16 protein-coding genes and 1 pseudogene are annotated in these 12,149 nt (G+C 71.0%); 11 read left to right on the forward strand and 6 right to left on the reverse strand.

Annotated elements, in window-relative coordinates:
• Positions 1-14: 14 nt before the first annotated feature.
• Positions 15-980, reverse strand: a complete 966-nt coding sequence (locus DVR05_RS07985) for a DMT family transporter (RefSeq protein WP_116245175.1) — start codon at positions 978-980, stop codon at positions 15-17.
• A 73-nt stretch (positions 981-1,053) separates the two neighbouring features.
• On the opposite strand from DVR05_RS07985, the gene DVR05_RS07990 reads away from it, so the two are divergent.
• Positions 1,054-1,959 (forward strand): LysR family transcriptional regulator, encoded by a 906-nt coding sequence (locus DVR05_RS07990; protein ID WP_116245176.1) that lies wholly within the window; start codon positions 1,054-1,056, stop codon positions 1,957-1,959.
• 34 nt (positions 1,960-1,993) lie between these two features.
• On the opposite strand, the gene DVR05_RS07995 is transcribed toward DVR05_RS07990, so the two are convergent.
• Complete coding sequence (locus DVR05_RS07995; protein WP_116245177.1) at positions 1,994-2,311, reverse strand: AzlD domain-containing protein; 318 nt, start codon at positions 2,309-2,311, stop codon at positions 1,994-1,996.
• A complete protein-coding gene (locus tag DVR05_RS08000) occupies positions 2,308-3,033 on the reverse strand; it encodes an AzlC family ABC transporter permease (protein WP_232832030.1) in 726 nt (241 codons plus the stop codon). Before DVR05_RS08000 ends, DVR05_RS07995 begins: the two co-directional genes overlap by 4 nt.
• 220 nt (positions 3,034-3,253) lie before the next feature.
• Between DVR05_RS08000 and DVR05_RS08005 the strand changes: the two genes are divergently transcribed.
• Entirely contained in the window at positions 3,254-3,904 is a 651-nt protein-coding gene (locus tag DVR05_RS08005) for a deiodinase-like protein (protein ID WP_157982405.1), read from the forward strand.
• Positions 3,905-3,917: 13 nt separating this feature from the next.
• Here the strand turns inward: DVR05_RS08005 and DVR05_RS08010 are convergent, their stop codons facing one another.
• Complete coding sequence (locus tag DVR05_RS08010) at positions 3,918-4,775, reverse strand: AraC family transcriptional regulator (RefSeq protein WP_116245180.1); 858 nt, start codon at positions 4,773-4,775, stop codon at positions 3,918-3,920.
• A gap of 62 nt (positions 4,776-4,837) precedes the next feature.
• Between DVR05_RS08010 and DVR05_RS08015 the strand changes: the two genes are divergently transcribed.
• The 4 genes from DVR05_RS08015 to DVR05_RS26535 all read left to right on the forward strand — a co-directional run bounded on the left by DVR05_RS08015 (position 4,838) and on the right by DVR05_RS26535 (position 7,698).
• A complete protein-coding gene (locus tag DVR05_RS08015) occupies positions 4,838-5,281 on the forward strand; it encodes a GNAT family N-acetyltransferase (protein WP_116245181.1) in 444 nt (147 codons plus the stop codon).
• A gap of 133 nt (positions 5,282-5,414) precedes the next feature.
• A complete protein-coding gene (locus DVR05_RS08020; RefSeq protein WP_116245182.1) occupies positions 5,415-6,083 on the forward strand; it encodes a PaaI family thioesterase in 669 nt (222 codons plus the stop codon).
• Positions 6,084-6,318: 235 nt separating this feature from the next.
• Positions 6,319-6,630 carry a chorismate mutase gene (locus DVR05_RS08025; protein WP_116245347.1) on the forward strand — a complete coding sequence of 104 codons (312 nt, stop codon included), beginning with the start codon at positions 6,319-6,321 and terminating at the stop codon, positions 6,628-6,630.
• 192 nt (positions 6,631-6,822) lie between these two features.
• Positions 6,823-7,698 (forward strand): hypothetical protein, encoded by an 876-nt coding sequence (locus DVR05_RS26535; RefSeq protein WP_157982406.1) that lies wholly within the window; start codon positions 6,823-6,825, stop codon positions 7,696-7,698.
• A 10-nt stretch (positions 7,699-7,708) separates the two neighbouring features.
• Here DVR05_RS26535 and DVR05_RS08035 read toward each other — a convergent pair whose 3' ends face one another.
• Positions 7,709-8,896, reverse strand: a complete 1,188-nt coding sequence (locus DVR05_RS08035; protein WP_116245184.1) for an endonuclease/exonuclease/phosphatase family protein — start codon at positions 8,894-8,896, stop codon at positions 7,709-7,711.
• A 127-nt stretch (positions 8,897-9,023) separates the two neighbouring features.
• Between DVR05_RS08035 and DVR05_RS08040 the strand changes: the two genes are divergently transcribed.
• Positions 9,024-9,872, forward strand: a complete 849-nt coding sequence (locus DVR05_RS08040) for a hypothetical protein (protein WP_116245185.1) — start codon at positions 9,024-9,026, stop codon at positions 9,870-9,872.
• On the opposite strand, the gene DVR05_RS08045 is transcribed toward DVR05_RS08040, so the two are convergent.
• A complete protein-coding gene (locus tag DVR05_RS08045; protein ID WP_116245186.1) occupies positions 9,869-10,189 on the reverse strand; it encodes a hypothetical protein in 321 nt (106 codons plus the stop codon). The genes DVR05_RS08040 and DVR05_RS08045 overlap by 4 nt on opposite strands.
• 265 nt (positions 10,190-10,454) lie before the next feature.
• Here DVR05_RS08045 and DVR05_RS08050 point away from each other — a divergent pair, with 265 nt between their 5' ends.
• The 4 genes and pseudogenes from DVR05_RS08050 to DVR05_RS26960 all read left to right on the forward strand — a co-directional run bounded on the left by DVR05_RS08050 (position 10,455) and on the right by DVR05_RS26960 (position 12,130).
• The gene (locus tag DVR05_RS08050; protein ID WP_116245187.1) at positions 10,455-10,772 is read left to right on the forward strand and encodes a helix-turn-helix transcriptional regulator; all 318 of its coding nucleotides are present in this window, start codon (positions 10,455-10,457) and stop codon (positions 10,770-10,772) included.
• A gap of 21 nt (positions 10,773-10,793) precedes the next feature.
• A pseudogene (locus DVR05_RS08055) lies at positions 10,794-11,336 on the forward strand (DUF5753 domain-containing protein); the annotation flags it as partial.
• Entirely contained in the window at positions 11,333-11,590 is a 258-nt protein-coding gene (locus DVR05_RS08060) for a DUF397 domain-containing protein (RefSeq protein WP_116245189.1), read from the forward strand. The pseudogene DVR05_RS08055 and the gene DVR05_RS08060, both read left to right, overlap by 4 nt.
• Positions 11,591-11,899: 309 nt before the next feature.
• The gene (locus DVR05_RS26960; RefSeq protein ID WP_198659085.1) at positions 11,900-12,130 is read left to right on the forward strand and encodes a DUF397 domain-containing protein; all 231 of its coding nucleotides are present in this window, start codon (positions 11,900-11,902) and stop codon (positions 12,128-12,130) included.
• Positions 12,131-12,149: the final 19 nt, after the last annotated feature.

Below are 12,149 nucleotides of genomic sequence, written 5' to 3' on the forward strand. Positions count from 1 at the left end.
CGCCCGGCCGCCCCTCACGTGTGCCGGGACGGGACGCGCCGGGTGCGCAGAACCCCCTGGCACAGGGCCGCGCCGAGGATGATGACCGCGGCGCCCAGCGGCTGGTTCCACGTCAGTGTCTCGCCCATGAGCACGATGCCCGCCGCGATCGCCACGACCGGCGCCACGTAGGTGACCGTCGTGGCCACGGTGGCGCCCGCGGCGCGCACGATGGCGTACTGGAGGATGTAGGCCAGCCCGGTGCCCAGGGCGCCCAGCGCGACCACCGAGACGACCACCCGCCAGTCCAGCTCCGTGGGCGCGTCGGTGGTCAGCGGCACCAGGACGGCCAGCGGTACCGCGCCCAGCAGGAGTTGGAGTGTGCTCAGCTCCAGGGCGCCGTGCGAACTGCCCGCCACGAAGCGCCGGAGGTAGGGCGTGCCGAGCCCGTAGCAGGCGGTCGCACCCACCACGAGCAGCATGCCGACCAGCGCGTCCCGGCCGCCGACCGACACCTCGCTCAGGGAGTTCCACACCCCGAACACGGTGAGGACGCCGACGAAGCCGATGGCCAGCCCCAGGAACCGGTCGCGGTCGGGACGCTCGTCGGCCAGCAGGAGCATGGAGAACACCACGGCGAACAGCGGCGTGGAGGCGTTCACGATGCCCATGAGCGCGGAGGGGATGAGCTGCGCGGCGTAGCCGAACAGCGTGAACGGCACGGTGTTCAGCAGCAGCGCGGTCACCAACAGGTGGCCCCAGAGCCTGGGTGAGCGGGGCAGCCGACCGCCGCGCAGCAGGAGGACGGCCAGGAGCGGGAGCGCCCCGCAGACCATCCGCCCCAGGGTGAGCTGGGCCGGAGCCAGAGCCTGGGCGCCGATCTTGATGAAGACGAAGCTGGTGCCCCAGATCAGGGCCAGGAGGACGAACTTGACGCGCCAGTCGGACAGCACGCGGGCGGTGGTCCCGGACGTGGTCGGGGGCGGGGAGAGCACGGACATGCGACCGTTGTACCGTCGTCGGATGTCTTAGGTCTACTTATAATTCCTTAAGTCATGAATTAGAGTCGCTTACATGCTTAGTGTCGACCGGCTCCGGGTCCTCCACGCCGTCGCCGCGCACGGATCCCTCAGCGCGGCCTCCCAGGCCCTCCACGTCACCAACTCCGCCGTCTCCCAGCAGCTGACCAAACTGGAACGCGAGGTCGGCCAACCCCTCGTGGAACGGACCGGGCGGGGCGTGCGCCTCACCGACGCCGCCGAGCTCCTCGTCGAGCACACGGCCCGCATCCTGTCCCTGGTCCAGCGGGCCGAGGCCGAACTGGAGGCCCACCGCGACGACGTCGTCGGGCACCTGCGCCTGTCGGCCACCCCCACCGCCGTGCGCGGACTCCTGCCGCACGCCCTGGTCTCCCTGCGCGAGGCCCACCCCCGGCTGCGCCTGGAACTGCACGAGGAGGAACCGCACGAGAGCCTGCCCGCCATGGCGCGCGGGGACGCCGACCTGGCCATGGTCGTGGACTGGGACGGCGCCCCGCTGGATCTGCCCAGCGGTATGAGCCGGGCGCCGCTCATGGAGGATGTCGGCGACATCGCACTGCCCGCCGACCACCCCCTGGCCCACCGCGAGCTGCTGGACCTGGACGAGATCCTCACCCTGCCGTGGATCAGCTGGTCGCGCAGGTCGATCTGTGACGACTGGCTGCACGACATGATCCGCTCACGCGGCGCCGAACCCGTCATCATCCACAACGTCGAGGAGCACCAGACCAAACTGGCGCTCATCGCCGCCGGGATCGGCGCCGCGGTCATGCCCCGACTGGGGCGGGGCCCCGTACCCGAGGGGGTGCGGATCGTGCCCGTCCAGCCCGCCCTGGTCCGCCAGGTGTACGTGTTCTGGCGGAGCGACGGCTCGCGGCGGCCCGCCATCCGCGCCGTCGTGCGCGCGCTGCGGGAGTCCGCCGCGGCCTACGCGGAGTGAGAGTGCCTGGGGCGGGCCCCGTCGCGTCCGGGCCTCAGCCCGCCCCCCACCACCGGAGCGCGGCCGTGGTGGCCGCCGCGGCCACCACCACGACGAGGAAGGGCGCCCGCAGGACGAGGGCGAGCACGGCGGCGCCGAGCCCACCCATCCGCGCGGTGTCCCAGGCCAGCGCCTGGCCCTCGCCCCGCAGCGCCTCCACGGCGATCAGCGCGGCGAGCAGCGCGATCGGCACGGCCGTGGCGAACCGCTGGAGCCAGGGGATGTCCAACAGTCGGCGAGGGGCGGCGAGTCCGGCGTACTTGAGCAGGTAGCACCCGGCGGCGGTGGCGATCAGCGAGATCCACAGGGTCATGGCCGGCCCTCCTCGACGGACACGCGGTCGGGCCGGGACACGGGTTCGGCGCCGGGACCCAGGAGTCCGACCAGAGCGGCCGCGGCGGCCAGCAGCACCGGCACCCCGGGCGGCAGCAGGGGCGTGGTGGCCAGTGCGACACCCGCGCCGAGCAGGGCGATCACGCGCACCCGTGCGCCCCCGTCGCGGAGCCGGGGCCACAGCAGCCCGAGGAAGACCGCCGGTCCCACCGCGTCGAGTCCGAACGCGGACACGTCGGCCACCCGGTCCGTGGCCAGCGATCCCACCAGGGTCGTGGCCGTCCAGAACGCGCCCAGGACCACGTAGGTGGCCGTGAACGCCTCGCGGGCCGCGGTCCGGTCGGTGTGGGGCAGGGTCATCGCGGCGGTCTCGTCGATGACCCCGTGCGCCGCGACGGCCCGCCGCACACCGCGCCACCCCAGGACGTCGGCCAGGCGGAGGCCGTAGAGGGTGTTGCGGGCGCCGAGCAGCAGGGCCCCGAGCACGCCCGCGACCAGACTTCCGCCTCCGGCGACCACGCCGACCAGGGCGAACTGGGACGCGCCGGTGAAGGTGAACAGACTCAGGAACACCGCCTGTGCGGGGGAGAGCCCGGCGGTCACCGCTGCGGTGCCGAAGGCCAGGCCGGCGGCGCCCACGGCGACGCCGAGCCCGATGCCGTCGCGCACGGCGGTGGAGCGAAGGAACGAGGGAGCTTTCACGTCCACCGACGGTAGGTACGCGCACCGGTCCGGGTCTTGAACGTTCTTGCGCTCTCGGCTGGGGTCATTCGGGGGGAACGGGGGAGGTGATGGGGGCATGCTTCACGGCCACGCGTTCCGGCGTTTGGGGAGGATCCCATGGAGCGGGCGACGAATGACGACCACCCACACTTCTCCGTCGACCACTACGTCTCCGGCAAGGAGCGCCGCCGGGTGGGGGGTGGGGCGGCAAGCCATCGACGCCACCCTGTACGACGTGGAGGGACGGTCGATCGAGCTGTCCTCACTGTGGCGTGAATGGCCGGTCGTGATCGAGTTCGGCAGCATTAGCTGCCCGATCTTCGTGGACAAGCTGGAGCCCATGGCCGCGCTGGCGCGGCGGTTCTCCGGAGACGTCGACTTCTACGTCGTCTACGTGCGGGAGGCCCACCCCGGGCGGAGGTACCCGGCCCACAGGGAGTTCGACCAGAAACTGCGCCACGCCCACGACCTGGTCAGACTGGAGAGCATGGCGCGCACGGTCCTCGTCGACGACGTCGAGGGGACGATGCCCCGCGACTACGGCGCGCTGCCCGACTCGGTCTTCGTCATCGGCGTGGACGGGATCGTGTCCATGATGGCCGACTGGAACGATCCGTCCCGGTTGGCGGAGCACCTGAGCGAGGTGGTCGAGCGGGGCGGTAGGGGCGACGCGGTGCACACTCTGCGACTGACCGACAACTTCCAGCGGCCGAACCTCCGATTGCTGCGGCAGCTCAACCGGGTACTGAGCCGGGTGGGTGCCCCTGCCCTTCGTGACTTCCTTCGGCAGGTTCCGGCGCTGCTGCGCGAACGCCTGCGTGCGCGGGGTCCGCGCCCCGGCGGCTGGTGACCCGCCGGGCGCGTCAGGAGGCCAGGATCGCCCGCTGGTAGGTGCCGGGCGGTACCCCCAGGTGGCGCTTGAAGTGGCGGGTCAGGTGCGGTTGGTCGGCGAAGCCCACCTCGGCGGCGACCTCGCCCACACGGCGGCCGGAGCGCAGCAGGGACCGGGCCCGGTCGATTCTGAGCTGGTTCAGGTAGGCGTGCGGCGGCAGGCCGTGGGCGGCCCGGAAGGCCCGGGCCAGCGCGAACGGACCCATCCCCACGTGCGCGGCCAGTTCCTCCAGCGTGGGCGGGTCCACCAGCCGCTCCGCCAGCACCTCGCGGGCCAGGGCGACCTGCGGCCGGGCGGCGTGTCTGGTCGGCTCGGCGGCGCGTTCGCGTCCGTGGGAGCCCAGCAGCAGCCCCAGCCCCCGGCGGGCGTGGGAGGAGGCGGCCAGCGGTTCGCCCCGCTCGGCGGCCAGGTGCGCCCGGGCCAGGACCCGGGCGGCCTCGGGCGCGTGGATGCCCGAGTCCGTGAAGGCGGGCGTGCCGCGCATCCCCAGTTCGCGGGCGACGTCCTCGACCACCGAGGGGGAGGGGTAGAAGACGCGGTAGCTCCATCCCTCCGGAACCCCGGCGTGACCCGTGTGCACCTCGCCGGGGCCGACCACGGCCAGGCCGCCCGGACCCACGCGCGCGCGGCCGCGCGCGTGGGTGTACTCCTCGATCCCGTCCGTGATCACCCCGATCGTGTAGGTGGGGTGGGTGTGGCGGACGAACGTGGTGGTGACGAACCGCGCGGTGAGCAGTTCGGTGTCCGCAAGCCCGGAGAAACGCCAGTAGCGCGCGTGCTCCACGCGCGGGTCCTCGACACGGGGGTGGACGGTCTCGGGCTGGCCCATACCCCAAGACTAGGTGGGGCGTCCGGGGGTCGCCCGGTTCCGGGGCCGGTTAGTCTGCGGACATGACCAGTACCGAACCCCTGATCCGCCTGGCCGTGGACGAGCGCGACCGCGCCGCCGTGTTCGTCATCCGGGGCGCCGTGTTCGTCTGCGAGCAGCGGGTGCCCATCGAGGAGGAGTGGGACGAGCGCGACGCGACCGCCGACCACCTCCTCGCCCTAGTCGACGGTGTCCCCGTGGGCACGGTCCGGCTCGTGGACCAGGGCGGGGGGGTCGGCGTGCTCGGTCGGCTGGCCGTCCTGCCCGAGGGACGGGGGACCGGTACCGGCGCGGCCCTGGTGCGCGCCGTGGAGGACCGCGCCAGGGAATGCGGGCTCACGACGGTCGAGCTGCACGCCCAGACCCACGCGCTCGGTTTCTACGAACGGCTCGGCTACACCGCCCACGGCGAGGAGTTCCTGGACGCGGGCATCCCCCACCTGCACATGGTGCGCCACCTGGGCTGACCGGTGTCCGTGGGACGGGGTGTGGCCGAAAGCGCAGGGCACGAGACGTCTTCCTGGAATACCACCGAGTAGGATTCGGTTTTGAGTTCGTGCCCCCCGCCGCCCCGTGCACACCCGACCCGACGAGGAACACATGACGGTCAACACGCAGCCGGTCTCCGCACTGCCCGACCCCCGGGAGTTCGGCCTCCCCGTCGTCAACGGCGCCGACATCCCCCCGGAGCTGCGCTCCCTGGTGGCCCGCGTCCACGACCTCCTCGACGCCGTCGCCAACACCGAAGCGGACCCAGCCACCCTCGCCGAGGCCGCCGCCACCGTCGAGACGCTCACCGACCGACTCAACGTCGCCCGCCGCCAGGTCGGCGCCATGGTCGAGCGAGACCTGCGGGACGGCACCACCGAGTACGGCACCATCACCAACATCGTCGCGGGCGACACCAACCCCGCCGCCCCGCCGCTCTCCCTGGAGCGCACCGCCGAGGGCCTGCGCGGCGAGGTCACCCTCAACACCGTCTACCAGGGGCCGCCCGGGCTGGTCCACGGCGGGTGGGTCGCCGCCCTGCTCGACCAGGCCGTCGGCAGCGCCGCCGCCGTCGCGGGCATGCCCGGCCTCACCGCCAGACTCGAAGTGGACTACCGCAGACCCACCCCGCTGTTCACCCCGTTGGAGATCACCTCGCGCGTGACCGGCGTGGAGCGGCGCAAGGTGTTCGTCTCCGGCGAGATCCGCGCCGGCGGCGAGGTCACCGCCGAGGGAACCGCCATCATGGTGCAGCTCAAACTGCCCGAGGCCGGCTCGTAGCCGCCGGGGGAGACAAGACGGTAGTATCGGCGCCATGATCCACCGCTATTTCGTGTTTAGCCAGCCGACGGTCCCGTCGGCCGCTGACACGTAGGCGGACACAGGGATCGTCGGCAACGGAGCACTCGGGCAACGCCCCGGTGCTCCTTCGTCTTTCAGGCGGCCGATGCTCCCCATCGACGGAACCCCGGCGGGACGTTCGGCCGCACCACGTCCACACCCGTTGGAGAACACCGTGCACCGTCCGGCCACCACGCCCGAGCCCACCGCCGACGAGCGGATCAGCCACCTGCGCGGCCGCATCGACCAGATGGACGCCGAACTCGCCGAGCTCCTGGAGCGCCGCGCCCTCGTCGCCGCCCAGGTCCAGCGGCTCAAGCCGGTCGGCTACTTCGCCGGACGCGACGAGCGCCGCGAGCGCGAACTGGTCGAGCGCATGGCCGAACACGCGCCGCGCCTGGGCGCCGACCGGCTCGCCGCGATCATGGACAGCGTCATCAGCGCCGGGTTGGCCGCCGCCCAGGAGGAGGCCGAAGGGCGGCGCTGACCGGCTCCGATTCCACGATTCGGGGAACCGTCCGGTTCGGAACCGCGTCCCATTCCCCGTGGTCCGGATCCTGTCCCCGCACGGGCCGCGGAGGGAGAGAGTATGGCCCGGTCCCGGCGACGGAGGAAGTCCGTCCCCCCCGAGCCGCCCTCGGAGGCAGGGCGGTGCCGGGACGGAGAGCGCCGTGAGAAGTTGCGCAGGGAGGCGAACCGCTGGCTGCTCCCCGCTCTGCTGTGTCTTCTCGTGGGTCTGGCTGCCGTGGTGTTCGCTGGGGTCTGGGTGTTGGAGAACCACGCGCTCGATACCCGGGGCGAGGACGGTACCGCGCGGGCCATCTGGTTCCTCGCTGACGACCAGTACGTGTGGCACGAGTGGAACGGGGAGTGGCGTGCCGATCCCGTCCTCAGCGACGCGCCCCGTGCCCACGGATCCCCTGTCGCCGTCGAGGTGGTGCCCGGCCCCGACCCCCTGGTGGCGATCGACGGGGCTCGGCGTCCGGTCGGGACGGCCGCCGCCGTCGCGGCCGTCTCACTGGCTCTCGGCGTCGCTTTCTTCCTTCTGCACCTGAGGGTGTCCAGGGACCAACGCGAGATCCCCGGACAGCGCGGTGTGATCGACCTGTCACTCGACACGTTCCTCAGCGACCGGGGAATACTGTTCTGTTTCATCACCCTGATCACGTTCGGTGTCCTGGTGCCCATCGCCGTCGTGGACCCGACCCCGGTCGACAACCCCAGGCTCACCACGGCCACGGTGGTGGACGTCTGGCCATGCAACGGGCGCGGGTGTCGGAACGAGGACGGAGAGATCTCCTACGTGGTGCGGGGCACCGAGTATGTGCGGGAGGTCGACAACCTCGCCTCCGACGTGGAGGAGGGGGAGGAGATCGAGGTCTTCCGGAGCCACGACGACCCGGGCGACGTCGTGACCGTGAAGGACGTCGAAGGAGCTGACGCGTGGTTCGTCGCGCTGATCGTCACGGCCGTCCCCCTGACCGCTCTCGCCTTCTACGGGGTGGTCACCCAGCCGCTGCGGGTGCTCTGGAGACGTCGACCGAAGAGGTCCTGACCCCACCCGCTCAGGGGCGCCCCACGTCCACCCACACCAGCCGGTGGTCCGAGCTGGGGAAGGGGTGGTCGCCGGTCAGCCGGAACAGCGGATCGTCCGCCGCGGGCCAGAACACTCCCGCCCGCCCCACGGGCAGTTCCGCCGACGGCAGCACGTAGTCCGCGCGCAGGTGGCCCTCGGGTGGAGCCGCCCCCGCGTCCAGGGCGGCGGCACCGAGGCCGCCCCGGCTGGCGGGTTCCACGTCCCGCACACGGGGATGCTCCAACAGCCGGGTGATCGCCTTGGAGTGCCCGTCCCCCGCCGCCGGGTCGGCGTTCAGATCCCCCGCGACGACGAACGGGGCTTCCGGCGCCAATCCGCCCCGCCGTCCCCCGTCGTCGTACAGGTGCCCGGCGTCCGGGGACAGGTAGTCGACCCAGAACCGGATCTCGTCGTGGTTGCGCAGCACGTTCCGCCGCTCGGGGCCGTCGAAGGCGGGCGGGGTGGGGTGGCTCGCCAGCACGTGCACCGGACGCCGTCCGCCCACGTCCACCGGAACGTCCCAGTGACTCTTGGAGGACAGGCGCAGGACCTCCAGCGCCTCCTCCGAGTGGAACGGCGCGCCCGTGCCGGGGCGCACCGGCAGCAGCGCCCCCGGCAGGTCCGCCCAGCGGAACGTCCGGAAGGTGCGCACCCGGTCGGTGAGGATCGGATACCGCGAGAACAGGACCATGCCGTACTGGCCCGGGAACAGCCCGAACCCGAACGCGTCCCCGGCGTAGGCGGCACTGCCGGGTTCGGTCACCGCCCGGCCGTCGCCGTCCAGGTCCACCCCCGAGGCCACCCCGGTGTTGACGGGCGCCGTGTACACGTACGGGTACTCGATCCCCCGGGCGCCGCGGTGTCCCACCGACAGGTAGCGGTCCTGGAACAGGCGCGGCCCGATCCCGTCCGGGTCGTGGTCGAACTCGTTGACGAGCAGGACGTCGGGGCGCACGCGCTGGACGATCTCGGCGACGTTGCGGAGCTGCGCGCCGCCCGGCCCGGCCAGCTCCGCCAGCAGCGCTTCGGCCGCCGGGCGGGTCAGAGCGGTGTTGAAGGTCGCGAACCGCACCTCACCGGGGCCGGGCGGGCCCGGAACCGAGGGCGAGACCACCGACGCCGCGGGCATCCGGGGCACACCCGAGGAGGCCAGCACCAGGGTGGCGGTCGAACGCATGGAAGGACCTCTCGCTGGGGAGGCGGGGCGAATCCGCTCTGTCCGCCGGACGTTAGCAGGTCGGCCGTCCACGGGCGCGCGGAAACCGGTTGTCCCGTCCACGACCGCCCTGTTTCAATGCCGCCTCATGGAACCGATCCGCCCCTTCCGCTGGAACATCGCCCGTGGCGACCGGCTCGGCTCGCTGCTCGACGGGCTCGACCACGCCCACCCGTACCTGCCCTGGATCATCGAGTGCGCCGCCAAAGTTCTCGCCCGCAGCCTCGACGGTGACCTGTACTTCGTCGGCCGGTCCGCCGACAGCGTGTTCGACCTGCTCAGCGGAGCGCTCGCGGACACCCCTCACACGTCGCGGCTCAACCAGCTCCCCCTGTCCCTGTACGGTCTCGACGGGATGGGGCTCACCCGGCAGGAGCGCGCCCGACTGCGCGTCAACCTCGCCGCCTCGGGGCTGTCCCCGGGGGAGCTCGCCGCGCGACGCCGACCGGTGGTCTTCGCCGACCTCGTCCTGCACGGGTCGACGTTCACCAACCTCCACCGCGAGCTGCGTGACTGGATCGATGACGAGCGCGCCTCCTGGAACGTGATCCGCGCCAAGATCCGCTACCTGGGGATCACCGCCCGTGGAAAGACCAGCCCGAACACCTGGCGGTGGCAGCAGCACAAGGACTGGGTCGGGGAGCTGCCGGGCAGGGCCGTGCGCAACGTCTCGATCGAACTGGGGCTGTGGCAGTACCTGGGCAACCACCAGCCCAAGACCGCCCACTCCTTCCGGCGGACCCGTTGGGCCGATCCGGAGGTGACCGCTCCCCGCCATGACGAGGAGGCGCGCAGGGGGCTGGCCCAGGCGGTCGCCCTCTACCGGCACGGCCGCACACGTGAGGTGCGCGAGGAGATCCACGCGATCCTCACCGGTGAGCCGACCTTCCGCGAGTCCTGGCTGCGCGACGTCGCCCGCGCGGTCCGGGGACGTTAGTCCTCTGGGATCGGCTCCGGGGCCGGGTCGATCCAGGTGACGTATGTGGTGTCCCCGCCGTACCGGAAGAGTCGGAGCGCGGAGTCCAGGGAACCGAACGTGCCGCGAATCGGTGCGGTCTCTCCGGTGAGGACGACACGGCCGTCTCCGAAACGCGGTCCCCAGGCGAGGATGACGCCGTCCTGCTCGTCGTGGTCCAGGGCGAGGATGGCGAACCGTCGCGGTGCCTGTTCGGCGGCCAGGGCGTCGGCCTCGGATCGTAGGTCGTCGTGTGTGATGGCGAAGGGGTGGACGCGCTGCGCGGTGGTGTTCTCCATGCGTCGAGACTGCGACAGAGGTGTCACCCTGCGCTACTGGTTCCTGCTCACCCATTGATCAGTGGATTCCCGTCCGAAATGCCGCAGGGGCCTGTGGAGTGTTGTGGTTTCGCGCGATCCACTGTGAGCGTGGCCGGAGCGACTGTGACCAGGTGACCGAACCCGGCCTGTGGAAAACCTCCACCGAAGGTGATCACGGAACTACGCTGAGATTGCCGATTCATCGGGGTCGGTGTCACCCCTCACCCCCTCCGGAGAGCCAGCCATGACCGATCTGCACCTCGTGCCTGATGAGGAAGCGGACGAACCGCAGCGCGCGACTCCGCTGGCTCTGCGGTACTACGCGAGTGAACTCAAGCGGTACCGGGAGGCGGCGGGGCTCACGCAGGCCCAGCTCGCCGACCTCATCCCGTACTCCAAGTCCATGGTCTCGATGATCGAGACCGCCAAACGGTCGCCGCTGGACGCCCGCGAGGGGGACAGGGTCACGTCCAGGTTCACCGAGTACTGCGACCAGGTGCTGGACACCGGGGGTGCCCTCAGCCGGATACTGCCGCTCCTGGAGAGCGCCAACGACCCCTAACCCTCGTGGTTCAGGCCCTATGCCGTGCTTGAAGCAGAGGCCACGTCCATCTACGCCTTCCAGTCACAGACAGTGCCAGGGCTTTTCCAAACCGAGGCATATGCGCGAGCTGTCCTCAGCTGCGATCGCCCATACATGGGTGACGATGAAGTCGAGCGGCGGACCACGGCTAGGGTCCAGCGTCAGCACATCCTTCGACGCGAATGCCCGCTAACGGTGTTCGCAGTCATCGATGGGACCGTAGTCCGACGTCCGATCGGTGGCGCTGCCGTGCTGAGAGAGCAGATCGAACGGCTCATTGAGCTGGTCGAGAATCACGTTGTGAATCTCGGGATCGTGCCGATCGAGGCGACTGAACATGCCGGGCTGGATGGGTCGTGGAACCTCCTCGACTTCGTCGACGATGACCCACTGCTGTACATCGAGGCTGGCGGGGCTGCCACAATGTCCAACCAGGCGAAGGATGTCCTCCCGATGCGACAGGCGTTCGATGTTCTCTGCATGCAGGCATTGGCGCCCCGTGCCTCTGTTGAGCTGATGATGGGGATTGCGAGAGACCTATGACCAAGCCACGGAAACTTCCCGAGTCTGGGTGGTGGAAGTCCAGCTACAGCGGGAGCAAGGGTGGTGACTGCGTCGAGGTCGCGTTGGATTGGCGGAAGTCCTCCTACAGCAGCGCCCAAGGCGGGGAGTGCGTGGAGGTGGCCCAGGGTGACTGCCACATGAACCTGCGGGACTCCAAGAACCCCGGGCTGGGCTACTTCTCCTTCGGCGCGGGGGAGTGGGACGCCTTCCTCGCCTCTGCCAAGTGCGCCTGATCCCTCTCGTCGGCTGGTGACCGGGGCCCCGGTCACCAGCCGACGTGTTCCGTGACGGTGCCTCCCGGGGCTCAGGCCATGTGCCGGGGGACCTGAGCCCAGAGCGGCCAGCCCTGGTCACAACCCAGCCGTGAGCGGGTGGTCGAGATGCCCGAATCCCCTATGGCCGCTCGTGAGCGCGGGGCCGTCATTGTGAGCAGGGAAGACGTGTTCACTGCTGTTCGCGGGGGCACCGATACGGCAGCCGCGAGCAAGAGGTCACTCCCCTGCTGCGGAGGCCCGCTGTTGGCGGAGAACCGAGGAGGTTTCGTGCACGACCTGTACGACATCAACCTGAGTGGGGCTGACTGGGTGAAGCCCTGCGGTGGCAACAACGACTCCGACGGTGACGAGGAGTCCTGCGTCCTCGTCGCGAACACCCCCGAGATGGTCGCCATCCGCGACTCCAAGAACCCGGTGGCCGAGCCGCTGCGGTTCACGAAGGGCGAGATGGACGCCTTCGTCCGCCACTACGTCCGTGAGAACGATGTCGTGATCTAGATCGCGGCTCGTCGGGCGG

This window comes from Nocardiopsis sp. FIRDI 009 (genome assembly GCF_003386285.1).
Classification (GTDB): Bacteria; Actinomycetota; Actinomycetes; order Streptosporangiales; family Streptosporangiaceae; genus Nocardiopsis.